The sequence below is a fragment of the Sphingobium sp. genome (assembly GCF_035511395.1).
Taxonomy (GTDB): Bacteria; Pseudomonadota; Alphaproteobacteria; order Sphingomonadales; family Sphingomonadaceae; genus Sphingobium.
The window spans coordinates 1-24,079 of the sequence record NZ_DATKFP010000410.1 but is presented as its reverse complement, the minus strand read 5'-3'; the positions used below and the strand labels follow the sequence as shown (position 1 = coordinate 24,079).

24 protein-coding genes and 2 pseudogenes are annotated in these 24,079 nt (G+C 64.7%); 15 read left to right on the top strand and 11 right to left on the bottom strand.

The window, feature by feature from the left end; all coding sequences use genetic code 11:
* The 6 genes and pseudogenes from VMR39_RS27680 to VMR39_RS27655 form a co-directional block, all read left to right on the top strand.
* Positions 1-296, top strand: a pseudogene (locus tag VMR39_RS27680) (ATP-binding protein); the annotation flags it as partial.
* A gap of 25 nt (positions 297-321) precedes the next feature.
* Positions 322-723: a hypothetical protein gene (locus VMR39_RS27675; RefSeq protein ID WP_325421295.1), complete on the top strand. Its 402-nt coding sequence runs from the start codon at positions 322-324 to the stop codon at positions 721-723.
* A 206-nt stretch (positions 724-929) separates the two neighbouring features.
* Entirely contained in the window at positions 930-1,439 is a 510-nt protein-coding gene (locus VMR39_RS27670; RefSeq protein WP_325421293.1) for a hypothetical protein, read from the top strand.
* A gap of 177 nt (positions 1,440-1,616) precedes the next feature.
* Positions 1,617-2,921: an MFS transporter gene (locus VMR39_RS27665; RefSeq protein ID WP_325421291.1), complete on the top strand. Its 1,305-nt coding sequence runs from the start codon at positions 1,617-1,619 to the stop codon at positions 2,919-2,921.
* Positions 2,918-3,847, top strand: a complete 930-nt coding sequence (cysK, locus tag VMR39_RS27660; protein ID WP_325421289.1) for a cysteine synthase A — start codon at positions 2,918-2,920, stop codon at positions 3,845-3,847. Before VMR39_RS27665 ends, cysK begins: the two co-directional genes overlap by 4 nt.
* An 18-nt stretch (positions 3,848-3,865) precedes the next feature.
* Positions 3,866-5,206 carry a cell wall hydrolase gene (locus VMR39_RS27655; RefSeq protein ID WP_325421287.1) on the top strand — a complete coding sequence of 447 codons (1,341 nt, stop codon included), beginning with the start codon at positions 3,866-3,868 and terminating at the stop codon, positions 5,204-5,206.
* Here the strand turns inward: VMR39_RS27655 and VMR39_RS27650 are convergent, their stop codons facing one another.
* The gene (locus tag VMR39_RS27650; RefSeq protein WP_325421285.1) at positions 5,207-6,295 is read right to left on the bottom strand and encodes a LuxR family transcriptional regulator; all 1,089 of its coding nucleotides are present in this window, start codon (positions 6,293-6,295) and stop codon (positions 5,207-5,209) included.
* Positions 6,296-6,570: 275 nt separating this feature from the next.
* Between VMR39_RS27650 and VMR39_RS27645 the strand changes: the two genes are divergently transcribed.
* From VMR39_RS27645 to VMR39_RS27620, 6 genes and pseudogenes are all read left to right on the top strand, one after another.
* Complete coding sequence (locus VMR39_RS27645) at positions 6,571-6,801, top strand: hypothetical protein (protein ID WP_414712605.1); 231 nt, start codon at positions 6,571-6,573, stop codon at positions 6,799-6,801.
* Positions 6,802-6,872: 71 nt separating this feature from the next.
* On the top strand, positions 6,873-8,189 hold the full coding sequence (locus tag VMR39_RS27640; protein ID WP_414712604.1) for a metal-dependent hydrolase family protein: 1,317 nt from the start codon (positions 6,873-6,875) through the stop codon (positions 8,187-8,189).
* Positions 8,190-8,216: 27 nt separating this feature from the next.
* Positions 8,217-8,858 (top strand): glutathione S-transferase family protein, encoded by a 642-nt coding sequence (locus tag VMR39_RS27635; RefSeq protein WP_325421283.1) that lies wholly within the window; start codon positions 8,217-8,219, stop codon positions 8,856-8,858.
* Between the two features lie 49 nt (positions 8,859-8,907).
* Positions 8,908-9,435: a DUF192 domain-containing protein gene (locus VMR39_RS27630; RefSeq protein ID WP_325421281.1), complete on the top strand. Its 528-nt coding sequence runs from the start codon at positions 8,908-8,910 to the stop codon at positions 9,433-9,435.
* A gap of 50 nt (positions 9,436-9,485) precedes the next feature.
* Positions 9,486-9,884, top strand: coding sequence for an NADH:ubiquinone oxidoreductase subunit NDUFA12 (locus VMR39_RS27625; RefSeq protein WP_325421279.1), 399 nt, complete (start codon positions 9,486-9,488; stop codon positions 9,882-9,884).
* Positions 9,881-10,300 (top strand): annotated as a pseudogene (locus VMR39_RS27620) (DUF2155 domain-containing protein); the annotation flags it as partial. The gene VMR39_RS27625 and the pseudogene VMR39_RS27620, both read left to right, overlap by 4 nt.
* A gap of 35 nt (positions 10,301-10,335) precedes the next feature.
* Here VMR39_RS27620 and aat read toward each other — a convergent pair.
* Complete coding sequence (gene aat / locus VMR39_RS27615) at positions 10,336-11,088, bottom strand: leucyl/phenylalanyl-tRNA--protein transferase (protein ID WP_325421277.1); 753 nt, start codon at positions 11,086-11,088, stop codon at positions 10,336-10,338.
* An 87-nt stretch (positions 11,089-11,175) separates the two neighbouring features.
* Between aat and VMR39_RS27610 the strand changes: the two genes are divergently transcribed.
* A complete protein-coding gene (locus VMR39_RS27610) occupies positions 11,176-11,535 on the top strand; it encodes a hypothetical protein (protein WP_325421275.1) in 360 nt (119 codons plus the stop codon).
* A 91-nt stretch (positions 11,536-11,626) separates the two neighbouring features.
* Positions 11,627-12,919, top strand: a complete 1,293-nt coding sequence (locus tag VMR39_RS27605; RefSeq protein WP_325421274.1) for a dipeptidase — start codon at positions 11,627-11,629, stop codon at positions 12,917-12,919.
* Positions 12,920-12,995: 76 nt separating this feature from the next.
* Here VMR39_RS27605 and VMR39_RS27600 read toward each other — a convergent pair whose 3' ends face one another.
* The 7 genes from VMR39_RS27600 to VMR39_RS27570 form a co-directional block, all read right to left on the bottom strand.
* Entirely contained in the window at positions 12,996-13,424 is a 429-nt protein-coding gene (locus VMR39_RS27600; RefSeq protein WP_325421272.1) for a thioesterase family protein, read from the bottom strand.
* 107 nt (positions 13,425-13,531) lie between these two features.
* Complete coding sequence (locus VMR39_RS27595) at positions 13,532-14,185, bottom strand: outer membrane protein (protein WP_325421270.1); 654 nt, start codon at positions 14,183-14,185, stop codon at positions 13,532-13,534.
* Between the two features lie 178 nt (positions 14,186-14,363).
* Positions 14,364-15,758 (bottom strand): L-serine ammonia-lyase, encoded by a 1,395-nt coding sequence (locus tag VMR39_RS27590; RefSeq protein ID WP_325421268.1) that lies wholly within the window; start codon positions 15,756-15,758, stop codon positions 14,364-14,366.
* A 2-nt stretch (positions 15,759-15,760) separates the two neighbouring features.
* Positions 15,761-19,984 (bottom strand): translocation/assembly module TamB domain-containing protein, encoded by a 4,224-nt coding sequence (locus tag VMR39_RS27585; protein ID WP_325421266.1) that lies wholly within the window; start codon positions 19,982-19,984, stop codon positions 15,761-15,763.
* Positions 19,984-22,056: an autotransporter assembly complex protein TamA gene (locus VMR39_RS27580; RefSeq protein ID WP_325421264.1), complete on the bottom strand. Its 2,073-nt coding sequence runs from the start codon at positions 22,054-22,056 to the stop codon at positions 19,984-19,986. The genes VMR39_RS27585 and VMR39_RS27580 overlap by 1 nt, the downstream gene beginning before the upstream one ends.
* Before the next feature lie 68 nt (positions 22,057-22,124).
* Positions 22,125-22,592: a DUF1465 family protein gene (locus VMR39_RS27575; RefSeq protein WP_325421262.1), complete on the bottom strand. Its 468-nt coding sequence runs from the start codon at positions 22,590-22,592 to the stop codon at positions 22,125-22,127.
* Positions 22,593-22,711: 119 nt separating this feature from the next.
* On the bottom strand, positions 22,712-22,891 hold the full coding sequence (locus VMR39_RS27570; RefSeq protein ID WP_325421260.1) for a YdcH family protein: 180 nt from the start codon (positions 22,889-22,891) through the stop codon (positions 22,712-22,714).
* A gap of 188 nt (positions 22,892-23,079) precedes the next feature.
* Here VMR39_RS27570 and VMR39_RS27565 point away from each other — a divergent pair, with 188 nt between their 5' ends.
* Positions 23,080-23,238 carry a YdcH family protein gene (locus VMR39_RS27565; protein ID WP_083952561.1) on the top strand — a complete coding sequence of 53 codons (159 nt, stop codon included), beginning with the start codon at positions 23,080-23,082 and terminating at the stop codon, positions 23,236-23,238.
* Between the two features lie 180 nt (positions 23,239-23,418).
* Here the strand turns inward: VMR39_RS27565 and VMR39_RS27560 are convergent, their stop codons facing one another.
* Positions 23,419-23,790, bottom strand: coding sequence for a PilZ domain-containing protein (locus tag VMR39_RS27560; protein WP_325421256.1), 372 nt, complete (start codon positions 23,788-23,790; stop codon positions 23,419-23,421).
* A 64-nt stretch (positions 23,791-23,854) separates the two neighbouring features.
* Positions 23,855-24,079 (bottom strand): TraR/DksA C4-type zinc finger protein (locus VMR39_RS27555; RefSeq protein WP_325421254.1); only part of this gene is annotated, 225 nt, incomplete at its 5' end.

The window sequence follows — 24,079 nt, the reverse complement described above, 5'->3', positions numbered from 1 at the left end:
CGCAGGCCGAAGCCGACAAGGCGGCCGCCACGCAGGCCAAGGTAGAAGCCAGGCAACGTGAAGCCGACCTCAAGGAACAGGCGCGGCGCGATGCTGCGGCTGCACGCGAGGCAGCCAAGCCCAGCGGTTTCGACAAGGCGGTGCAGTCCGCGACACGCTCCGCCGCATCCTCGGTCGGGCGGCAGGTGGCCAATGAACTGGGTCGCGCGGTATTCGGCGGGTCGAGCCGCAAGTCGTCGTCGGGCGGCATCGCAGGACAATTGGTGCGCGGGATATTGGGCAGCCTGTTCAAATAGGCTATCATCCAAGGGAAACAGGGAGATGAGCGACATGAAAGCGACCAGTATCTGGACAGTCGGCGCGATGATGCTGGCGGCCACGCCCATTCATGCACAGGTGATCGTCCGTCCGAGCAGCGTGATCGGTGCCGCGATCGTCAGCGACATCGCCGCCAGTCGTCAGGCGCAGCGCGATGCCCGCCAGACACCCTACGCCACGCCCGGCTATGGATCGATCGCCACGGCGGCGGCGGCGCGCGACGCCTGCTCAGCCAAGGCGCTCTATCAGGCCGGATCGTCGGCAAAACTGCTCGGCCCCGCCCATGCCAGCACCATGTCCACCGGCTGGGAAGTCGAAGGAATGATTGCTGCGGCGGACGGCGACATCCCCTTCGTCTGCTCGGTCCGCAACGGATCGGTAAGCGGCGTCCTGCTGCGGAAATAACGGCCACCGCGCGGCACGACGGGCAAGCGAGACTTGTCCGCCTTCTTCCTCCCGGCACAGGCCGCAATCGAGAGTGGGCGACGCACGCTCTCGATTATCGACTTTCGTCATCATGACGGAAGGGGCGAGCGGACGCATCATTGATACGATCCTGAACATCGAGGAGGCAACTGCCTGCCTAACCAAGCTTCAAGGAAGCTCACATTGTGAAAACTGTTGCAATGCGTGTGGCCGCATATTGCATAGTGGCGATTCTCGCCTTCGGTGACGTTTTTAGACCGATATCCCTGATGACTTTCTGGTCAGACCGTCTTGGCATTCCCCATTGGCGGATGCTCGTCTTTACAAGTGCGGTCGTCGCTACGACTACATTTTTCCTGCCGCCGCGAACTCTTTCGGCCCTCTCGTACAAAATACCGATCTTCATCGCGCTTACGATGGTCGCATCCATATTTTCCGTCGGCTATTTTGCCGAAGTGGTGAGGCAGGAGAAACTGGCTCAGTTTCGTCCTGATGAATATATTGATCTCTCCTTCTTCAAATCCATTCACGAGGCGCCTCGTGAATTTCAATTCTATCTTCATACAGCCGCATTGAAAAACTGCGTGCCATACGGATGGAGCTATCGCACGATGAGCTTCTACAATCTGCCGCCCAATGTCGCGGTCAATGTCGTTGGAAAATGGGCCAAACGCTGCGGCATCCATCGATCTTGAATATTCACAAATAGCGGATCTTGCACGCTATCGGGCCGTTTCGACGCATCCGCCACCGGAACCTGCCCGCCTCCCCGCCCCGCCTCTTTCCCTTCATATGCGGTAAAGCAAATCTTGTAGTTCAGCCATCAGCGTAGCAGTTGCCTGCCCCCCCCGCGCGCGGCTAAAGCCCTCCCCATGACAGCCCCACTCCCGCCCCGTCACCCCCTGCATTTCGGTAATTTCCGCGCCTATCTGGTCGGGCGGCTCTGCGCCGTGCTGGCGCAGTACAGCATGATGATCGTGCTGGCGTGGCAGGCCTACAATATCGCGCGCGAAACGATGACGACGGCGGGCGCGTCGGCGCAATTGGGCCTCATCGGGCTGGCGCAGTTCCTGCCGCTCTTCTTCCTGACGCCGATCACCGGTTGGGTCGCGGACCATTATGACCGGCGCATCATCACGCGGATCACGCTGGCGCTGCTGACCATGGCGTCGGGCCTGCTGGCCTTCGCCACCTATGAAGGCTGGGTCAGCCTGCCGCTGATCTTCGGCATCGCCGTTATCGTCGGCATCACCCGTGCCTTCAACGGCCCCGCCTATGGTGCGCTGGCACCCAATCTGGTGCCACCCGCAGTGCTGCCCGAAGCCATCGCCATTTCCAGCGTCGCCTGGCAGACGGGCATGATCGCGGGGCCGGCGCTGGGCGGCTATGCCTATGCAGCGACCCCTTGGGGCGCCTATGCGCTGGCGGCATCGCTCTACGCCGTGGCGCTGGTCGGGATGCTGATGATCGGCAAGGTACCCCAGCCGCCGCGCGACACCAGCCGCCATCCGGTGCGCCAGATGATCGACGGCTTTACCTATGTGAAAGGCAACCGGCTGGTGCTGGCGACGATCACGCTGGACCTGTTCGCGGTGTTGCTGGCCGGCGCGACCGCGCTGCTGCCCGTCTATGCCCGCGACATATTGCATGTGGGATCGGCGGGGCTTGGCCATCTGGCCGCCGCGCCCGGCGTCGGCGCGGCTGTCACGGCGCTCTGGTTCTCCTTCCGCCCGATGAAGACGGAGGTCGGCCTCAAGATGCTGGTCGCCGTCATCCTGTTCGGCCTGGCCACCATCGCTTTCGGCTGCACCGCCTTCCTGCCGCGCGACATTGCGGTGGAGGCCGGCGTCGCCGCGCTCGTCGTGCTGGGCAGCGCGGACATGGTGTCGGTGTTCGTGCGCCAGTCGCTGGTGCAGATCCACACACCAGACGCGATGCGCGGCCGGGTGTCGAGCCTGTCGCAGCTTACCATTTCCGCCTCCAACGAACTGGGCGAAGCGGAATCCGGCTTCCTTGCCGCGCTGGTCGGCCCGGTCGCGGCGGTCATCGGCGGCGGCGTGGGCGCGATCATCATAACCCTTATTTGGGCGCGACTCTTTCCCGAATTGCGCCTAGCACGTAGCTTCGATCCACCCGAAAGCGGGCGAGCGGACAGCAAATTGGAGAAGGCCCTATGAAAGCTGCCACGATTCTCGAAACCATCGGCAATACGCCGCATATCCGCATCAACCGGCTGTTCGGCGACGCGCCGGAAGGCACCGAGGTCTGGATCAAGTCGGAACGCTCCAACCCCGGCGGATCGATCAAGGACCGCATTGCGCTGGCCATGATCGAGGCGGCGGAGGCGTCGGGCGAACTCAAGCCCGGCGGCACCATCATCGAACCGACATCGGGCAATACTGGCGTCGGCCTCGCCATGGTCGCGGCGGTCAAGGGCTATAAGCTGGTGCTGGTCATGCCCGAAAGCATGTCGATCGAGCGCCGCCGCCTGATGCTGGCCTATGGCGCGAGCTTCGACCTTACCCCGCGCGAAAAGGGGATGAAGGGCGCGATCGAACGTGCGCTGGAACTGGTGTCGCAGACGCCCGACAGTTGGATGCCGCAGCAGTTCGAGAACCCGGCCAATATAGACGTGCATGTCCGCACCACCGCGCAGGAAATCCTGGCCGACTTCGGCGATACGCCGATCGATGTACTGGTGACGGGCGTCGGCACCGGCGGCCATATCACCGGCACCGCCGAAGTGCTGAAGAAGCAGTGGCCCGCGCTCAAGGTCTATGCGGTCGAGCCGACCCTGTCCCCGGTGATCAGCGGCGGCCAGCCCGGCCCGCACCCGATCCAGGGTATCGGAGCGGGCTTCATCCCGGCGAACCTCCACACCCAATTGCTCGACGGCGTGATCCAGGTCGATCCGGCCGACGCCAAGGCCTATGCTCGACGCGCCGCGACGGAAGAAGGCATGCTGGTCGGCATCTCGTCGGGCGCGACGCTGGCCGCGATCGCGCAGAAGCTCAAGGAACTCCCGGCGGGCAGCCGTGTTCTGGGTTTCAACTATGATACCGGCGAACGCTATTTGTCGGTGCCGGACTTCCTGCCCGAATAAATCCGCATCGGACCGGGCATGACCGACGCATCCCCCCATACCCGGCCACATGCCATCATGTGGCTGGTCTGGTCATTGCTGTTCGTCGGTCTGCCTATTGCCGTGGCCGGCTGGGAAAGTCGGCCGCGTCCGCCAGGCGCCTCTACACGGTTCGACGCAGTCACGGCGGCGCGGCTGCGGCGCCCACGGACGCCGCCGCCGGCCGTCGAGCCGGTGGAGAATTATACGCTGGACCGCGATCAGGCGCGCAATTTCAACGATTCCATCCCCTTTTCCCGCGATCCCAATCCGGCCGCCCGCCCCTATGTCTTTGCCGGGTCGGAAACGGATTTGGCGCGAGCGACCGACTGTCTGGCTGCGGCGGAACTCTATGAAGCGGGCGACGATGCCGTGGGCGAGAAAGCGGTGGCGCAGGTCGTGCTCAACCGCGTACGTCACCCCGCCTTCCCCAAAAGCATATGCGGCGTGGTGTTCCAGGGACAGGAACGGGCCACAGGCTGCCAGTTCACCTTCACCTGCGATGGGGCGCTCGCACGCACGCCGGGACAGGCTGCATGGGAAAGGGCGCGCGACATTGCGCGCGGCGCGCTGGCAGGCAAGGTCTACAAGCCGGTCGGCCATGCCACCCATTATCATACAGACTGGGTCGTGCCCTATTGGAGCGGCAGCCTGGACAAGATCTCGGCGGTGGGTACGCATCTCTTCTTCCGCTGGCGTGGCTGGTGGGGAACGCCGCCCGCCTTCCGCAAGCGGGCCGAGGGTGGCGAGCCGCTGGTCCCGAAGATTGCGCGCCTGTCGACCGCACATCTGGAAGACAATGCGCCCTCCGCGGAGGGCGCCCCGGTGCTGGTGGCAGGACTTGGCGCGGTCGCGCTCGCGGCGCAGCCACAGCAAGCGATCGATGCGGGCTCGCTCGGCAAGACTGTCGGCGGCGTGCGGCTGACGGTACTGGGACCAGACGGAAAGAGCTTCATGGTCGAACTGCCGCGCACCGGGACGCCGGACAGCTGGCCGGCGATGGCGCAAACCTTCTGCGCCGGGCGCTCTGAATGCCGGATCATGGCGTGGCGGGCGGGTAGCGCGCCGAGCAAACTGCCGCTGGGCGATGGCGAGATCGAGTCGATGAGCTTCGCCTATATCCACAATGCCGGGAGCGGCTTGCAGCGGGCGCTGTGGAATTGCGCCCAGACGCCGCGCGCGATCCAGAGCCAGTGCATGCGCCAGCGCGTGCCGACGGTGATGGTGCCTCCCGCCGTCACACCCGGCGACAGCGGGCTGGCCGGTATCCGGCGCAAGGAGCGGTTCGAGACGGTGAAGATCGGGCCGCCGGATACCGCGCCCAAGCCGGGGTCGCCCTGATTATCGATTGATCGGCCCAAGGCGAGGGAGTCTGGCGAGACGCGACACCAGTTCGGACTGGCGGCTGCAATCGGTCTTCCAGAAGATATTCTTCATTTGCGTTCGCACGGTGCTGAGCGCCACGCCGCGCTCCTGCGACACATCCTCCAGCCCCTTGCCCTCGCACAGGGCGACGACGATGTCGGCTTCGGCCCGGCTGAGGCCATAAAGCGCGCGGACGCGGCCCGCCAGACTGGCGTCCTGCGCGCCAGGATCCGTGGCGATGAGGACGACCTGCCGCTCCTCACCGGTCCAGATCGCCGCGACAGTGAGCATATAGGGCAGGCCGCGTTCGCGGGCGAGGAAGACAGCGCCGGCCTGGGTCGCTTCCCGCGCGGTGGCGACGCGCAGCGCGGCCTGCATGGCGCTGTCGCTCTGGGGATCGCGGGCGACAATCTGGTGCTGGCGCAGCAGCAGCGCATCCTGACGGCGGAGCATAGCCTCTCCCGCCGCGTTGCAGCTAACGAGCCGGCCGCTCGCGCTCAGGGTGAAGATGGCATGTTCGACCAGATCGAGCGTCGCCTGCAAAGTACGGCCCTGATGATTGGCGCGGTCGAGCCGATGGCGGATATCGAACATGCGGCCGACATGGTCGACGATATTCTGGACGACGGCGCGTTCCTGATCGTCGAACAATTTTTGGGTGCGCCCCCGGTGCAGGCCGATATGGCCGACCGTATCGCCCCGCTGGATCACGCCGCCCAGGCAATGGAAGGTATCGTCGCCCATCGGCCTGATCCACTCATTGTAGATCCGGCTTTTTTCATAAGTGGCGACCGGCACGACCGCGTCGAAATCCCATATGCGATTGGCCGAGCGCCCGTCCAGAGCGGCCCCCCACAGGTCGTCATGAACGAATTCCTGCCCGTAAATCGCCATCTGCTCGGCCGAAAAATAACCCGAATAGCTGATTTCGGCGACCTGAGCCGCACCTTGCCCCCAATGCAGCACCGCAGAGCGCGCGCCGACCGACTCCGCCAGTCGAGACGCCAGTTGATCGAATGCCGCATCATCCGTAGCGGCATCGTAGATTTCCTCGGTGCGGATCACAGCTTGTCCCCCTCGCCGGAAACCGTGTTAAGCCTGCCACCAGTATATACACGGAATCAGGGCATTTTACACAGCCTGAAGGGGCATGTCCGTGATCGAGGTCATGGCGGATTTCCGCGCGCCGCTCGTCAATGGTATGTTATATCGCAATTCTCGGAGTTGATCATGGTGTCGAGACGGTCCTTTCTGAGCGGCGGAGTGACGATCGGAGCGACAATGGGGCTGGCACTGGAAGGCAGGGGTCAGACGAGTCTCCGCTCGAACGAGGTGGAGTGATGGCCGGCGGCGGGAACGAGGCTCTCTATGCGCTGATCGCCAATTATGCGCTGCTTAAGGCAGGCGAGGCGGCGAAGCTGTTTCTCGACAAATATCGGCTGCTGGTGGTCGCGAAAGCGGGGCTCGCATCGGGGCCGGTACTGCGCATAACCCCTGCCTTGTTCAACAGCAGCGCCGAACTGGATTGGCTGGTCGCGGCGATCCGGGCGGAGCAATCTTTATTCACCTGATGCCGACGGGACGTTGACGGATCGTTCTTGCCGCGCAACCTTGTCCTCCTGCTGAGGATAAGGGGGTTGGCATGAGGATGATGAAACGCGCAGCGTTGGCATTGGGCGTGGCGGCGATCGCTCTGGCGGGTACCGCCAACGCGAAGGATGCGGTCGTCCACGCCGGACGACTGATCGACGGAACAGGCGCAGCCCCGCGCGACAAGGTGTCGATCCTGATCCGCGACGATCGCATCACCGCGATCCAGCCCGGCTTCGTGACGCCGCAGGGCGCGGAAATCGTCGATCTGTCGACCAGGACCGTCATGCCCGGCCTGATCGACACGCATGATCATATCACTGCGGGCTGGCATATGGGCGACCCGATCCGCAACAGCGTGACCCGTACCGACTATGAGGATGCGATAGAGGCGACAGGTTTCGTGCGCGACACGCTGCTGGCGGGCTTCACCGCCGTGCGCGATTGCGGCGCCAATACCGGGGTCATCGTCGCGCTGAAGAAGTCGATCGACGGCAAGGTGATACCGGGGCCACGCCTCTGGGTTGCAGGGACGCCGCTGGGGCCGACCGGCGGCCATGGCGATGCGGTGAATGGCCTTCGCACCGAGTTCGCCGACATTCCCCATATCGCCGACAACATCATCGACAGTCCCGAAGCGGCGCGGGTCGCGGTGCGGCGGCTGAAGCGCGAAGGCGCGGACCTCATCAAGATCATGCCGTCGGGCGGAGTCATGTCGATTGGCGACGATCCCACCCACCAGCTGATGACCGACGAAGAAATCAAGGCAGTGATCGAAACCGCCCATGCGCTGGGCATGAAGGTGGCGGCCCATGCACATGGCAAGCAGGCGATCGACCATACGATCGCGCTGGGCGTCGATTCGATCGAGCATGGTTCCTATGCCGATGCGGGCAGCTACAAGATCTTCAAGCAATATGGCGCCTATCTGGTGCCGACCATGCTGGTGGGCGAGCGCGTCTACCAGCGGGCGAAGGAACATCCCGAGCAACTCAACCCTTCCACCGCCGAAAAGGCGCTGGTGATCGGGCCGCTGCTCCAGAAGAATCTGCGCGACGCCTATGCCGCGGGCGTAAAGATCGCCTTCGGTACCGACACCTTCGGCCTGTCGCGCCATGGCGAGAATGCGCAGGAATTCGCGCTGATGGTGGGCGCGGGCATGACACCGATGGACGCGATCAAGGCCGCAACCGGCAGTGCCGCAGACCTGCTGGGCAGCCAGGATGTCGGCACGGTGCAGGCCGGCCGCTATGCCGATCTGATTGCGGTCGACGGCGACCCCCTCAAGGACATACGCCTGCTGGAAACGGTCGGCTTCGTGATGAAGGGCGGCGCGGTGGTGAAGGCCGAGGGCAAACCCGTAATCTGATGACTTAGAGAAAGGGAGTCGCGGGCGATGATCACCGTTTTTGGCGAAGGGCGGGGCTTTCGGGTCGTCTGGCTGCTGGAGGAAATGGGCATCCCCTATCGATTGCGGCCGGTGGACCTGCTGGCCGGGATCGAGCATGATCCCGACTATCTGGCAATCAATCCCGCCGGCTATATCCCCGCGATCCGCGACGGAGACGCGACCATGGTGGAATCGATCGCGATCATGGAATATCTGATCGCCCGCCATGGGCCAACGCCGCTTGCCCCGCCTCCGCAGGATGCCAGCTTCCCTGCCTATCAGCAGTTCCTGCATCTGGGCGAGGCGGGACTTGCCGCATCGATCTATTTCGTGGTCGTCAGCCGCAATCTGGCACCGGAGGCAGAACGGGACAATTGGGGCGCGCGCAAGGCGATGGAAGTGTTCGAGAGCCGGCTAAGGTTGGTGACGCGGCAGCTCGCACGCGCACCTTATATGGCCGGGAAGCGTTTCACGGCCGCGGATATCTCAGTGACCTACGCATTGGAGTTCGCGCAGCGGACGGATTGCTACCTGTTGGGCGAGGTCGAGCAAGACTATGTCGCTCGTACGACCGGAAGGGACTCCTATAAGCGGGCCATGGACAATTGCCCGGCGACGAAAGCCTGGGCGGAAGCGATTGGCATTTAAGCGCGCTTATCCTCTCCCTTTGGCGATCGAATCACTTTAGACACGCCGCATGAACCGCCTTGCCGCCCTTCTCGTCTTCGGCCTGATCGCCGCCTGTTCCAGCTCACCATCGGCCGCCGACAAGGATGCCCCCGCGCGGGCCGCTCCTGCGACGCTCCCGATCGTCATCCGCAGCGCCAAAGGCACGCACCGCTTCGATGTGGAGGTCGCCCGCACGCCGCAGGAACAGGAAAAGGGCCTCATGTTCCGCAAGGAACTGGCGGCAGACGGCGGAATGCTGTTCCCCATGAACCCTCCGCGCACGGCGAGTTTCTGGATGAAGGACACGCTGATCCCGCTCGACATGCTGTTCGTCCATACCGACGGAACCATCGCCTTCCTCCAGGCCAATGCGCAGCCCTATTCGCGCGTTCCCGTGTCGGCCGGCATACCGGTGGCGGCCGTGCTGGAACTGCGCGGCGGACGTGCGGCGGAACTGGGAATCGCGGAAGGCGACCGGCTCGCCTGGGGCGGCTGCGCCGTCTCCCAGGAAAAGATCGCGACCGACCTGAATTTCTGTCCATCGCCCGCCAACTGAGACCATATCCTCCTTGCCCAGGCCCGCCGCAGCGGCTAAGCGCTTGGCCCATGGGAATCCTGGCTAACATCTTCACCTGGTGGAATGGCGCCACCTTTGGCACCTGGCTCTTCACGACCCGCAAGGGCACCAAGGTGGGCGAAGACCATCAGGGCAATGTCTATTATGAAGGCGGCACCGACCCCAATGGCCTGACGCGCCGCTGGGTTATCTACAACGGCGCCAATGACGCGAGCCGCGTGCCGGCCGAATGGCATGGCTGGCTGCATCACTCGATCGAGGGCGCGCCCGAAAGCTTCCTGCCGCCGCCGCGCATCTGGGAAAAGGAATCCACCCCCAACGCGACCGGCACCATCAACGCCTATCGTCCGTCGGGCGCGCTCGAAAAGGGCGGCCAGCGCCAGAAGGCGACCGGCGATTACGAGGCCTGGAGCCCCGACGCGGCATGACCCGGCGTCCGGCGGGGAGTTTCCCGCCGATCCTGCATGTGCTTCCTGTCCTGTCCTGCGCGCTGGCGCTGGCAGCATGTGGCAAGAATGACCTGCCGGCCGCGAATCAGTCCGGCCCGGTAAAGGTCGAGGGCAGCCCGATCCAGACGGCGTCCAGCGGCGCCATTCAGGGCACGCCCATGGCCGAGCGTACCGCCGTCATCGGCTTGCTCAACAAGCGCAACGGCCTGACCCGCGACCTGACCATGAAGCCGGGCGAAGCGCTGCGCGTCGGCGATGCGATCGTGCGTCTCCAGGCCTGCGAAACCAGTGCGCCCTGGGAAAATGTCCAGGAAACCGGCGCCTTTGTGCAACTCGACGTACGGTCGACCGCCGACAATAAATGGCGCCGCGCCTTCTCCGGCTGGCTGTTCCGCGAACGGCCCGATCGCAATGTGGTGCAGCACCCGGTCTATGACGTGTGGGTCAGAAGCTGCGCGATGGAATGGCCCGAAACCGGTCCCGACACGGTGAAGCTGGGCGGCAAGGGCGAGCCGGTGTCCGGCGCCACAGCCGCAAGCGGCGCGAATGCCAGCTCGGCCGCGACGCCCGAACCGGCCGACAGCGGCGCCGCCCCCGCGCCCAGCGCCACGTCACCCACCGCCGCTCCCAGCAACTGAAGATAGTCGCGCTGGCTGATCTCGATCGCGCCCATGCTGCGCAGATGATCGGTCATGAACTGGCAGTCGAGCAGGGTGAATCCGCCGAAGCGCATCCGCGCCACCAGCCAGGCCAGCGCCACCTTTGACGCGTCGGTGCGGCGCGACACCATCGATTCGCCGAAAAACGCCTTGCCCAGTGCCACGCCATAAAGGCCGCCGACCAGTTCATCGTCCTCCCACACCTCGACAGAATGCGCGAAACCGCGCGCATGCAGGTCGCGATAGGCGCGCTCGATCTCATGGTTGATCCAGGTCGACGGGCGATCCGGCACCGACTCCGCGCACAGGGCCAATATCTCGCCGAACGCACGATTGGCGGTGACATGGAAACGCTCGCGCCGGATCAGCTTGGCTAGCGAATGGGACAGATGAAAGCCGTCCAGCGGCAGAACGGCGCGATATTTCGGTTCGACCCAATAGACTTCGCGCGCGTCGCGATCGTCCGACATGGGGAAGACGCCAATGGAATAAGCCTGAAGCAGGATCAGCGGGTCGATCATCATGCACCATCAGGATTAGCAGACCCATACAGAAGGGCCAGCCCCCGCAATCGCTTTTGACGACAAGTCTGCGGGCATTAGGGTGGTCCCATGCGTTATCTGCTTATTGCCCTGCTCGCCGCCGGTGTCGCCGTCCCCGCCCTCGCTCTGTCCAATGCGCGAACCGATCATAGCGGCCATTATTATCTGCAAGGCGTCATGGAGACAGGATCGGAACTGCTGCTCCGCCCCGATGGCCGCTTCCAATGGTATCTTTCTTACGGTGCGCTCGACCTGTTCGCCGAAGGCCGCTGGAGCGAGAAGGACGGCATCGTCCTGCTCACCGCCGAGAAGACGAAGGATGTTCCCGAACCGGGGTTCGAGACGCTGCAACTCACCGTCCGCGATGCCGCTCTGATCCCGCCCGACGGCCATGGCGCTTACGTGCTTCCACCGTCCAAGGAAGATTGACACGGATCGTTACGCATTTGTTTTTGTTTACCGCGATTTCCAAGCCGTCAGATGTTCCATCTGACTTGAAATCGCTCTAGCTTCATCGCCCATGAAAAACATATGCTTGGCGCTGCTGCCGCTTCTTTTCGCCGCCCCTTCCGCTTATGCCGGCGACGCCCCCGCCACTGGCCCCTATGCCGCCCGAATCGCGAAGGTTCTGAAGGCAACGCCGCTGATCGATGGCCATAATGACTGGCCCGAGGCGCTCGCAGAAAAGGCGAAAGACGCCCGCTGGACGATGGATCTCACCCATCTGGACCCCAAGCAATATCATACCGACATCACCCGCCTCCATGCCGGCGGCGTGGGCGGGCAATTCTGGTCGGTCTGGGTGTCGGCGGACCTGCCGCAGGTGCAGCAGGTCAAGGACACGCTCGACCAGATCGGCATGGTCCACAGCCTCGCCGCGCGCTATCCGCAGCATTTCCAGCTTGCCCGCACCGCCGCCGAGATGCGCGCCGCCCACAAGGCGGGCCGAATCGGATCGCTGATCGGTGTCGAGGGCGGCGGCCAGATCGACGGCAGCATGGCCGTGCTGCGCGCCTACCGGGAACTCGGCGCTTCCTATCTGACGCTGACCCACAGCCGCACCATCGCATGGGCCGACAGCGCAACGGACAATCCGCAGCATGACGGCCTTACGCCGTTCGGCGAAGCGGTCGTGCATGAACTCAACCGCATCGGCATGCTGGTCGACCTCAGCCATGTCAGCGAGGCGACGATGCTCGACGCGCTGCGCGTGACCAAGGCGCCGGTCATCTTCTCCCACTCCAACGCCCGCGCGCTGTGCAACACGTCGCGCAACGTGTCGGACGCCGTGCTCAAGCAGGTCGCGGCCAATGGCGGCGTGGTCATGGTCAATCTCGCCGCCCAATATGTGTCCGAAGCCCGCCGCGTCTGGGGATCGGACCGAAGCGCGGAAATCACCCGCAACAACGCCCCACCCTTCGGCGGCCTGCATATCGGCGACCCGGCGGGCGCGGCGAAGGCGCTGGCGGACTGGGAAAAGGCCAATCCCGAACCGGTGACGACGATCGGCCAGGTCGCCGATCATGTCGAACATATCGTCAAGGTCGCCGGCATCGACCATGTCGGCATCGGCAGCGATTTCGACGGCGTCGGCGCCCTGCCCCAGGGGTTGAGTGGGGTCGAAACCTATCCCGCCCTGCTCGCCGAACTGATGCGTCGCGGCTGGAGCGATGCCGACATCGCCAAGCTGGCGGGCGAGAATGTGCTGCGCGTCATGGCAGCGGCGGAAAAGGTCGCGGCGAGCATGAAGGGCGAGCCGGAAGGCCATGTTGCGCCGCCAACTACCGGAGAGCAGGCCGCCCGGATCGGGTGAACCGGCTTTTGCGGGGGCATGATCGAGGCCCGTCGTTCCAGCAAAACTGGGATGACGGGAAAACCCGTCCCGACGATCAGCCGACCTGCCGGCCGGCTTCGACGTCATCCGATGCGAAGAACCGTTCAATCACCTCGCGCGCCAGCCGCGCGGGACGCAGCGTGCTGGCGTCGACGCAGCACCAGCTCGACTTGACCTCGGCAAGCACTTCCTCGCCCCGGCGGATCACCGTTTCGTAGAAGGCGCGCGCGCCCTGCACCTTTTCCAGCAGGACGGTGGCGATCACCTCATCGTCCAGAAAAGTGGGCTTGCGATAGGTGATCTCATGCTTGAGCGCGACCCAGAGATGCTGGGTGACGGCATCGGCGGGGGCCAGCGCGCGCCAATGGTCCAGCACCGCATTCTGCACCCATTTCAGATAGCTGGCATTATTGACATGACCCATGAAGTCGATGTCGTCCGGCTCGATGCCGATGGGGAAAAGATGGGGAATCGCGTTACTCACATGGATGTAAATAACATCCCCGCAAGCAGGCAGATAGGGGGCTTGGACGGAGGCTGCGAAAAAGGGGCCGATCCGAAGACCGGCCCCTTAATCAGATCATTTAAGGATTAGAAACGCCAGCCCACGCTGCCGACGATCTGATGGCGGTCGGTGTCGATGCCGAATTCGCTGCTGGTCGACCCATCAGCAAAGTCGATATGGGCGTCCTCATATTTGGAGTAGCGATATTCGACCTTGGCGAAGGTGTTGGCGTTGATCGCCCGTTCCACGCCCGCGCCGATGCGCCAGCCATCCAGCTTGAACGCGGTGTCGGTCGTCTCGTCGGTATCGCCCGCCAGCACGTTCAGCTTGGTGTTGGTATAGCCGCCCTTCACATATACCAGGGTTTCGGGGTTGGCGAGAATACCAGCGCGCGCGCCGACATAGAGGTCGCGGCCCTGCTTGACACGGCCGAAACCGAAATTGTCGGTGAAGTCGCGACGATTGCTCTTGGAGGTCGAATTGGTCCACTCGCCCTCGACGCCCACGACGGCGCTGCCCAGATTGACGTCATAGCCCGCGCCGACGCCATAGAGCAGGCCGTCGATCGACTGGTCGTCGCTGTCATTGTCATTATCGACGCTGCTGCCCGCGCCGGTATGGTCATAGCCGAGGATGCCCTCGACACGGGGACCGGTGAAGGTCGGGCCGACATCCTGCGCCAGAGCGGGGGTGGCGACGGTAGCGCCGGCCAGAAAGGTTGCGACCATCAACTTGCGCATAACTGATACTCCGTTCGTCATTCTCTCCCCGTCAGGGGGTGAGACGCTCAAGCCGGAGAGGCTCCATTGGTTTCATGAACGTGAGATAAACGATTGATTATGTGGCATTAATGCCACGAAATCACCTCAATTCGTCGCGCCGATGTGCGGATGGGGCGACGAGCCGAAAGAAATGGACTCAGCACTCCACCACATTGACGGCGAGGCCGCCGAGCGAGGTTTCCTTGTACCGGCTGGCCATGTCCTCGCCGGTCTGGCGCATGGTTTCGATCACCGCGTCGAGGCTTACGATATGCCGCCCGTCGCCCTGAAGCGCGAGATAGGCGGCATTGATCGCCTTCACTGCGCCCATGGTGTTACGCTCGATACAGGGGATCTGCACAAGGCCGCCGATCGGGTCGCAGGTGAGGCCAAGATTATGCTCCATGCCGATCTCGGCGGCGTTCTCTACCTGCTGGTTGGTTCCACCCAGCACTGCGGCAAGCCCCGCTGCCGCCATAGAGCAGGCGACCCCCACCTCCCCCTGGCAGCCCATTTCTGCGGCGGAGATGGAGGCGCGCTTCTTGTAGAGGAAGCCGATCGCGGCGGCGGTGAGCAGGAAGCGGCGCTCCCCTTCCCGATCGGCGCCCGGCACGAAGCGGCGATAATAATGGAGCACCGCCGGAATCACGCCTGCCGCGCCATTAGTCGGCGCGGTGACGACCCGGCCGCCGGCGGCATTTTCCTCGTTCACCGCCAGCGCGAACAGGCTGACCCATTCGAAAATCTGCGCCGGTCCCAGCGCATCCTGTTGCAGCCGCAGACGCTGGTGGATGGCGCGGGCCCGGCGGCGCACCTTGAGGCCGCCAGGCAGCAGCCCTTCCTGCATCAAGCCCCGGTCGATCGACGCGGACATGGCGTCGATGACGCTGTCGAGGAAGGCGTCCGTCTCCTCCTGCGCGCGCCAGGCACCTTCGTTGCGCAGCACCAGCGTGGCGATCGACAGGCCGCTCGTCTCCCCCTGCGCCAGCATCTCCGCGCCCGACGAGAATGGATAGGGCTGGACGACATTATGGCCGAGCGGCGTGTCATCGCTGACCGGCACGACGCCGGGCAGCACCGCCCCGCCGCCGATCGAATAATAATCGCGCACCAGCGGTTCTTCGCGGTCCTCGAACCAGGCGGAAAAGCGCATGCCGTTGCTGTGCGCTTCGAGGAACTCGCCCATGCGGAACAGGAGGTCGCTGTCCTCCGCGAAAGGCACCCAATGGTCGATCGCGCTGCCTGCCTGGATGCGGCCGTCGCTGCGGATCGCGGCGAGAATGGAGGAGATCGCATCGGGATCGACGCTTTCGGGGCGATGGCCCGACAGGCCGAGCAATATCGCGACATCGGTGGCGTGGCCCTTGCCGGTCAGCGCCAGCGATCCGAACAATTCGCACTGCACCCTCGACGGGGTGGCCGGCAGCGTGTCCATGAACATCAGCGCTGCGCGCATCGGCCCTACGGTATGCGAACTGGACGGGCCGATGCCGATGGTAAACAGGTCCATCACGCTGATCGCGGTGCCGGCATCGATGCGGCTCTTGGTCACGGTCAATAATCCCTGGATATGCGGACGTTGGCGCTCTGGCGCCCAAGGGTGGAAATGGCGCCCAGCAGCGAGAGCCAGCGCGTGACCTGATATTCCACGCGGGTGGCGCTATAGCCCTGTCCGTCGGTGATCAGTTCGACAAAGGTCTTGCGCGTCAGATATTTGCCCGCCGCGATCGACGTACCCTGCCCCTGGGTCGGATCCGCGGCGATGATACGCAGCCGGTCGAGCCCCGCCGCCTTGCGCACCGCGTTGATCGGATCCAGCCCGCCATCGCCCTGGAGCGATCCGACGGCAGAGGCGAGTTGCAGCGCTTCAGGCGCGGACAAGTTGGTGATCGAGGTGCCGAACAGGATGCGCGAGAGCAGTTCGTCCTGCGGCATGGCCGGCGTACTGGTGAAGGTGATGTCCGGTTTAAGGCCGGTGCCGCCGACATGGATGGTGGCGCTGAGGTCGCTGACATCCGCCTCCGCACTGATATCGAGCGTCGGGTTGACCGGCGTCTTGCCGTCGAACTGGATATTGCCTTCACGCAATTCGAAGCGACGGCCGGCAAACTCGTATCCGCCGCGCACCAGCTGCGCTCGGCCCGCGATCGCCGGGCTGGTGACGGTCCCGCCGATATTGAGGTCCGCGCGCCATTCACTGTCGAGGCCGAGGCCCGTGACGGTCAGGCGGTTGCGCGCCCGCGCCTTCACCGCCAGCGCCCAGGGGACGGAGGCACGCGGTTGGTCCATCTCCTCGCCGCGCCGATTGATCTCTATCACGCGCAGTTCGGGAATCTGCGCTACGGCGGCGGCCCGCCCCATGGTGAAGCGGCTCTTGTTGAGGATCAGGTCGCCGCCGATCGTGCCGCCCGCGCCATCGGAACGCAGGGTGATCGGCCCGGTCACGGTCGCGGCGATATCGTCGCGCTCCAGCAGCGCGGCATTGTCCGCCTGCAACGCCAAGTCCATGCCGACGCCCGCGATCCCGTTGAAGGTGAAGCGTCCGGTGCCATTGACGCTGCCGCCATTCTGCGCCGTCGCGGCAAAGCTGGAGATGACCAGTTGCGCGCCGGAAAAGCGGCCGCGCGCCTTGACGCCGCGCAGGCGCATGCCGGTGACGGGGCTGTTTATCGTGGCATTGTCGGTCGCCAGTTGCCCGGTGATAAGCGGATCGCCCAGCGTCCCGCGCATGTCGGCGGTCACGCTGACCGGCCCGCCGATATCGACGATCTCCACACCGGTCAGGCGCCAGAGCGTATCGGCGGTGCCGCCATAGCGCAGTTGGGCGAAGAGCGGCGCGGCGTTCAGTCGTTGCACCAGCCCGCCTTCGCGGCCGAGTGGCGTCAGCAGCGCCTGCGCCCGGCCGATCGTCTTGCCATCCGCGACAAAGACCATGCGGGTCGCCAGACGATCGGGCGTGAGCGCTGCGTTGAGGCCGACATCGACCGGACGGGAACTCAAGGACAGGCCCGATCGCGACAGGCCACGGATCCGCAATTCCGCCTTGCCGCTGGGCAGGCCGCCGCGCGGCTGGGCGTAGCTGAGCGATCCGGTCGCCATGCCGCCCAGGCCCAGATTGTCATAGGCGATGTCGAGCAGCGAGAGCGGCAGCTTCTCCATCCGTGCCTCGACATGGGTGGTTTCCCTTCCCAGTTCACCCGCCAGTTGCAGCGATCCGCCAGCGAAGCTGACCGTGGCGGGCGACAGGCGCCAGCCATCCTCGGTCCGGGTCAGCACCGCCGCGCGATTGAGGCGGATGGCGCGCTTGTCGACCGTGCCGCTGGCCGACAGGCGGATGCGATCCGGTTCCACCTGCGCCTCGCCCTGAAGGTCGAACAGCCGCCCGCGCTGACCCGACAGGCTGCCGCGAATCTTGCCCTTGCCATCGACCAGTTCGGCATTGGCGGCGAAACGGCCGAACAATATGCCCCCGACCCGCAACCCGCGCGCCTGCGTCGTCGCGGTGACGGTGGTGCCGTCGGGATCGAGCAGGATCGTGCCGTCCAGCGTGCCGCGCCGCACCGCGATGACGGTCGGTCCTTCGAAACTGGCGTCGTTGGCGGTCAGCTTGAGCTGCACCTGCTGCACATCGTTGACCGGCTTGAAGCCGATATAGCCCGTCACCGGCCCGGTCACGCCCAGTTGGCCGTCCAGCCCGCCATTTATCGGGCGGATATCGCCGCTGGCGGTCACGCCGGATACGGCGAGGTTCGCGACATGCACGACCGCCTGCGCGCCCGGCGGCAGCAGGATCGCGCCGCGCCCGGTGAAGGGGCCGAGTGTCGACCCGCCATTGGCGGTATAGCTATAGCCCTGCGCATCGGGGATCAGCTTCGCCCGCACGTCGCGCAAGCCCAGCGCATCCATCGGCCGCGCCAGCAGCAGGTCGATGGTCGGTTTTTCGATGTGACCGTCCAGCGTCAGCGTGACGAGACCATAACGGCCATGGCGGCCACTCCCCTCCAGATGCAGCGTGCCGTCGCGGTGACGGATGCCCTGCCCTGTCAGGGTCAGCAACGGCGAATCCAGCCGCAGATTGCTGAGCGCCAATTGCCCGTCGGGCAACAGTTCCAGCCCGCTGCGTGCCGTCGGCAAGCCGCCGCCCAACGTGCGCAGGAAATCATTGTCCAGCCGTCGCACGCGCGCCGACGCGTTACCGCTCAGGCCAAAACTGCCGTCACGACGCGGCACCGCGCGCAGCTTGGAGGTCAGGTCGACCACGCCGAAGCCGCGGATGAACAGATTGTTTAGCTGCCCGTCGAGTCCCGCATCATAGCGGCCGGTCTTGAGGTCGACGATCGCGACCAGCTTGCCGCGCAGCTTGTCCGATCGCAGCTGCATCGGGTTGCTGACGATCTGCTGCCCCTTCAATTGCAGCACGCCGTCCAGCTGGAAATTGCGAACGATGCCTTCGACAAGGTCGCCCTGCCCGTCCAGCCGGCGCGCGCGCAGCTTGATCGGGATCAGCGCGGTATCCTTGCCTGCATTCAGCGCGGTATCCTTGCCTGCATATCGTCCCTTGCCCTCGGCCCGCACATCACGGATCACGGTCTTGTCGAAGGCCAATTCGCGCGCGGTCAGCAGATATTCGTAGCCGGGCGCATCGAACGGTCCATCGAGCCGAACCTTCGCGATCACGTCTCGACCGCGCATGGTCTTGACCAGCGCCTGCGGCCGGGCGAGTTTCAGGGTGACGAGCAGGTTGTCGAGCGCATTATTGCGCAGGTCGATCGCACCGTCTGCGTCGAGATCGAAGGCGGCGGACTGGAGCGTCAGCTTGCCGTCAATCACCCGGTCGACCATCGTGCCGCTGGCCCGCACCGCAAGGCGCGGATCGGCCATGCGACGCAGCAGGCCATTGCCGGCGATCGCCGTCCCCTCGATCGTGCCGCGCCCCGAATAGGCGCCGCTGCGCGCGGCGAGCACGAAATCAATTGCCGGCGCGCCATCCAGCGTGGCACCAAGCCGCCCGTCCCAGCGACTCCAACTCCCCTTGCCACCGATCCGCAGGTTCGCGTCCTGCTTCAGGCCCGCCATCGCCGCCAGCACGCCGGTCTTTGGCGCGTTGACCGTGACGTCCAGCTTGAACCTGTCGTCATCAGGCCGGCTGTCGAGCGCAATGGTCAGCGCGTCGCTGCCGTCCAGGGTCCGCGCCGACAGGTCGATGATCGCCCGACCGCCGCGAATATCGGCATCGCCCGACATGGTCGCGGTCTGGACGCGGCCATTGACCGCCTCCGCAATGGTCAGCCGGCCCACCGAAAATTGCATCAGCCGGATGTCGAATCCGGGCAGGATCGGCCCGCGCCGCTGGGTCGGGTTGAGCTTGGGAAGCTTGTGCAAGGTCGCCTGAGGGATGACGAGCCGGTCGATGTCCAGCCGGTTGGACAGCCAGGCGAACGGCCACCAGTCCAGCTCGACGCGCGGCGCGTCCAGGAAGCGGCCATTGGGATCGGACAGGGTCAGGTCGCGCAGCACCGCCTTGCGATAGATGCTGCCTTCGATCCCACCGACCTGGATGCGCAGGCCCGAAGCGGACTTGATCGTGGCGACCCGGCTGGCAAGGAAGCGATGGCCGCCCGACGTGTCGAGCCACACCAGCGCGGCAACGACGATCAGCAGCGCCGCCCCCAGCAGTCCCGCGATCCAGCGCTGCCAGCGCCCGTCCCAGGCGCGGCGATGCCGGGCGGGCGGCGGTGGCGGTGGCACGACGGCAGCGGGGGGCATGTCTTCGGCCATCAGAAGGCCTGCCCCAGCGAGACATAGACGGCGACTTTGGGGTCGCCCGGCTGCGGGTTGAGCGGCGTGCCAACATCGACGCGGATCGGGCCGAAATTACTGTAATAGCGCACCCCCATGCCCGCGCCGATGCGCAGGTCGCGGAAGCGCGGCAGGAAGCTGGTCGAGATATTGCCCGCGTCGATGAAAGGCACGACGCCGAAATTGCCGAAGCGCACGCGGCCTTCGAGCGAGAATTCGGCCAAGCTCTTGCCGCCGACCGGATCGTCATCCTCGCCATAACGCGGGCCGATCGCCTGATAGCCATAGCCGCGCACCGATGCGCCGCCGCCGGCATAGAAGCGGCGGGACGGCGCGATCTGGTCGACGCTCGAACCGAAGATGGTGCCGAAGCGCGCCCGCGCGGCGATCACGACCCGATCGGTCATCGGCTGGTAGACGCTGCCGTCCACCTGCGCCCGCGTATAGCCGAAGGTCTTGTTCTGGAACGACAGTTCCGGGCTGACCCGCGCGCCCAGGCGAAAGCCCTTGCTGGGATTGAGCAGGTCGTCGCTGCCGTCATAGGTCAGGCTGACCGGAACCGCCGCGATCAGGAAGGTGCGGCGCGACCCGCCGGAGAAGGCATCCGCTTCATCCGACGCGATCAGTTCGCCGCCGAATCGCCAGACCCATTTCTTCTGGAACAGGATGTTGCTCTGCCGCTCGATCGCGCCCGACAGGTTGATCGTGCGCGCGTCATAGGCATCGCGCTTGATGTTGCTGATCGACAGCAGGCCGGTCAGCACATTGTCGCGCCGTTTGAAATTGTTGCGGCGATAGGTGAAGGATGCGGTCTGCTCTTGCGTACCGATCACGCCGCGCAGCGTCACCGCGCCTTCGGGCGGAAAGAAATTGCGGTGCTGCCAGCTGACTTCGGCGCGATAGCCTTCGCCCGTGCCGTAGCCCAGTTCGCCGGCGATAGTGCGCAGCGGCGCGGGCCGCATGTCGACATCCAGATCGACATGCTCCCCATCGCCCGCTTCCTTGGGCGTCAAGGTGACGGAGGAGACGAGGCCGGTGGCGACGATGGCACGGCGCAGATCCTCGACGTCCGACGCCATATAGGTGTCGCCCGGATCGAAGCGGGCGATTTCCTGCACATGATGGGCGCTGAACAGTTGCTCGTCATCCGTCCGGATTGCACCGAAGCGACGGAAGCCGCCGGGCGTAACGATGATGTCGAGATCGCCCTTGCGTTCCTCATGGTCGATCCTGACCTCCGGCTCGTCCACCTTCGCAAAGGGGAAGCCGTTTTCGGCGAGCGCCATGGACAGGCTGTCCTGCCCGGCCAGGATCGCATCGGCATCGACCGGGTCGTCCACCTTGGGCGGGAAAGCGGCGCGCAGCTTCTGCTCGCGCTCGCCCGTCTCCGCCAGGCCGGTGACATCGACCGAGGACAGGAGATAGCGGGTGCCGGGTGTGATCGCGAAGCTGACCGCCAGTCGGTCGCTGCCTGCGGGCGGCGGCGCGACGCTGCCTCGGACGCGTGCGGCATAATAGCCCTTGGCGCGCAGCAATCGGTCGAGCAGATCGCTGTCTTCCTTGATGCGTCGGTTGATCTGCGCAAGGTTCGCCGGCTTGTCCTGCCCCAGGCGCAGCGCCGACAATTCGTCGAACCGCTGGGTGAATTGCGCGTCGGCGATCGTCTCGATGCCGGTCAGCACTACGGTATAGCGGCGTTCTTCCCCGGCATCGGCGAAGGTCGCGACATCTTCCTCTACTGGTTCGGGCAGCGCGGGCGTGGTTTCGGCCGACGGTTCGGCCGTCGCCGTGGCGTCCTGTTCCGCAGGGGTGTTGGGCAGCGGAACGACAGTGTCGGGCTGGCCCATGTCCGGCCAGTCCACGCCGATATCGGGCATGGCATCAAGCGGCGCGTCGACGTCGGGCGCGGCGTCAGGTGGCACAGCTTCGGGCGGGTTCACCTGCTGCGCCTGCGCCGCGCACGGCGCGATCAACAGCAACGGCACCATATAGAGCCGTACAGGATGCGGGCGTCGGCCAGAAGTGCGGCGGGTCCGCAAACCATGGGTCATGGCGCAGGGTCTAGACCAAAGTCGCCCGCCATGACCAGTCAAGAAGCGTCCAAAGCCGCAAAGCGGCGTCAGAATGCGGTGTTAAGCCGATCCAGCAGCGCGCGGGCGGGACTTGGAGACGGCATGGACCGCTGGTCCATCCGGTCTTGAAGGCGCATCACCCGATCGTAGAGATCCTGGCTTCCCTCGATCAGGGCGCGGGCGGCAAAGGGGAAGTCGGCGGCCTGCTCCAGATCGGTCAGCGTCGCGCGGCCGAGCCGATATTTTTCGTCGTCCAGTTCCGCTTCCTCGATCTCGCCGCGCTGCCAGGCGCGCTGGCTGAGCAGCCAGGCGATGACGTGCATCAGCCGGGTCGTGACCTTCAGCGATTCGCAGGCGAAGGCGACGCGGCGCAACGGATTCTCGATCTGGTCGTCCTTCTGAACGCCGCCGTCGAAATAGGATCGCGCCTCATCCGCCATCAGCATCGCCTCCAGATAGAGGCCATCGACCAGGCGTCGATGCAGGCTGGGATCAAGAAAGGCGGCGTTCTGCATGGCTTGTCACTGACATGAAATTGCAAATTTGTCAGGCCCGTTAACCGCCATTTGCCGCTGCTCATTGTCCCATTCGGGGTCGATCGCCGCCCCGCATCGAACATGAGGCGACCGGCGCATCAGGCGATGATATCCGGCACCAGCTGGTCTTCCAGCAGCGTGATTTCGTCGCGAAGGCGCAGTTTGCGCTTCTTGAGGCGGGCGATCTGCATCTGGTCGCCACCGCCCGCATCGATCAGTGCTCCGATAGCGCTGTCCAGATCGCGATGCTCGACCCGCAGCAGTTCCAGACGCCGCATGATATCTTCCCGGCTCACGTCCCGCTCGCACCCCGATTACCACCCGAACGCAAATAGATAGCGTCAGAGCGCCCGACGGGCCACCGCAAAATTTCGTGCAACCCGTCGCAAAGCCCGAATCACCTCAAGACAAGCACTAAAAATGATGATCTACTTCGTCTTCCATCACCCCTCGTAAGGAGAATGTCATGGAAAATAGCCATGTTTCCGCTCTTTCAGCCAAGCACGCCGGCCTTGAAGCCCGAATCAAGGCAGAGTCGAGTCGGCCCATGCCCGACGCGATCCTGGTAGCCTCGCTCAAGAAGCAGAAATTGCGGCTTAAGGAGGAGATGGCGGCGCAGCATTAAGCCGCTGTAGCCAATCCGGGAGGAGGTCGGAATCCGGCGGCACAGACCGCCGATCCGACCCGTCCCGTACGGGTGGCAAATTCGCGCCCGACCGGCAGAAAACCCCGGAACCCTAAGTTCGCGGGGCTTTTTATTGCCTTGAAAATCCGATCCCTGAAAATCCGATCCCTGAAAATCCGATCAGCGTCGGGCGCGGGGCGGCTGATGCACGCGCAGATAGTCGGGCATCTGCTGCGATCCAGCAGCGGCCACGGGCTTGCGCGCCAGTTGCGGATCGATCGCCTCGTCGAAGGCCACGCCGATCTTGTCTTCACGCGACCAGGCGACACTGCCGCTGACCTTGCCGACGCCGCGCAATTCCAGTTCGATCCGGGTTCCTGCCGCAACGGCCCGCTCGCAATCGGCCATCAGGCCGGTCGCGGACAGGTTGCGAATACGCGCCTTGCCCAGGTCGATGCCGTCTGCGGTGCTGATGCTGGTCAACAGGAACAGGCTGTCGCGCGGCGCAGAACGCGCCGGCCCTCGTTCGGACATACCCTGCTCATCTTCCATGCAAAACCCGCGAATAACTGTCGTTGAATGGCCGGCAAGTTATTCGCGGGGAATGGAAAAAAGGTTAATCGTCGCGAGAGACTTTTTCCTGCCGTTCGTGCCGTTCCTGCGCCTCGACGGTCATCGTCGCGATCGGGCGGGCTTCCAGCCGGCCGAGCGAGATGGGTTCACCGGTAACCTCGCAATAACCATATTCGCCGTCATCGATCCGCCGCAGGGCTGAATCGATCTTGGAGATGAGCTTGCGCTGGCGGTCGCGGGTGCGCAATTCGATCGACCAGTCGGTTTC

Excerpts from the sequence above, each read along its gene's own strand:
- VMR39_RS27560 (WP_325421256.1), bottom strand. The coding sequence starts at position 23,790 with ATGGAAGATGAGCAGGGTATGTCCGAACGAGGGCCGGCGCGTTCTGCG.
- VMR39_RS27575 (WP_325421262.1), bottom strand. The coding sequence starts at position 22,592 with ATGCAGAACGCCGCCTTTCTTGATCCCAGCCTGCATCGACGCCTGGTC.
- VMR39_RS27675 (WP_325421295.1), top strand. The coding sequence starts at position 322 with ATGAGCGACATGAAAGCGACCAGTATCTGGACAGTCGGCGCGATGATG.
- VMR39_RS27605 (WP_325421274.1), top strand. The coding sequence starts at position 11,627 with ATGAAAAACATATGCTTGGCGCTGCTGCCGCTTCTTTTCGCCGCCCCT.
- VMR39_RS27625 (WP_325421279.1), top strand. The coding sequence starts at position 9,486 with ATGGGAATCCTGGCTAACATCTTCACCTGGTGGAATGGCGCCACCTTT.
- VMR39_RS27635 (WP_325421283.1), top strand. The coding sequence starts at position 8,217 with ATGATCACCGTTTTTGGCGAAGGGCGGGGCTTTCGGGTCGTCTGGCTG.
- VMR39_RS27565 (WP_083952561.1), top strand. The coding sequence starts at position 23,080 with ATGGAAAATAGCCATGTTTCCGCTCTTTCAGCCAAGCACGCCGGCCTT.
- VMR39_RS27655 (WP_325421287.1), top strand. The coding sequence starts at position 3,866 with ATGACCGACGCATCCCCCCATACCCGGCCACATGCCATCATGTGGCTG.
- VMR39_RS27610 (WP_325421275.1), top strand. The coding sequence starts at position 11,176 with ATGCGTTATCTGCTTATTGCCCTGCTCGCCGCCGGTGTCGCCGTCCCC.
- VMR39_RS27595 (WP_325421270.1), bottom strand. The coding sequence starts at position 14,185 with ATGCGCAAGTTGATGGTCGCAACCTTTCTGGCCGGCGCTACCGTCGCC.
- VMR39_RS27665 (WP_325421291.1), top strand. The coding sequence starts at position 1,617 with ATGACAGCCCCACTCCCGCCCCGTCACCCCCTGCATTTCGGTAATTTC.
- VMR39_RS27640 (WP_414712604.1), top strand. The coding sequence starts at position 6,873 with ATGAGGATGATGAAACGCGCAGCGTTGGCATTGGGCGTGGCGGCGATC.
- VMR39_RS27630 (WP_325421281.1), top strand. The coding sequence starts at position 8,908 with ATGAACCGCCTTGCCGCCCTTCTCGTCTTCGGCCTGATCGCCGCCTGT.
- VMR39_RS27645 (WP_414712605.1), top strand. The coding sequence starts at position 6,571 with ATGGCCGGCGGCGGGAACGAGGCTCTCTATGCGCTGATCGCCAATTAT.
- VMR39_RS27580 (WP_325421264.1), bottom strand. The coding sequence starts at position 22,056 with ATGACCCATGGTTTGCGGACCCGCCGCACTTCTGGCCGACGCCCGCAT.
- cysK (WP_325421289.1), top strand. The coding sequence starts at position 2,918 with ATGAAAGCTGCCACGATTCTCGAAACCATCGGCAATACGCCGCATATC.
- aat (WP_325421277.1), bottom strand. The coding sequence starts at position 11,088 with ATGATGATCGACCCGCTGATCCTGCTTCAGGCTTATTCCATTGGCGTC.
- VMR39_RS27570 (WP_325421260.1), bottom strand. The coding sequence starts at position 22,891 with ATGCGGCGTCTGGAACTGCTGCGGGTCGAGCATCGCGATCTGGACAGC.
- VMR39_RS27585 (WP_325421266.1), bottom strand. The coding sequence starts at position 19,984 with ATGGCCGAAGACATGCCCCCCGCTGCCGTCGTGCCACCGCCACCGCCG.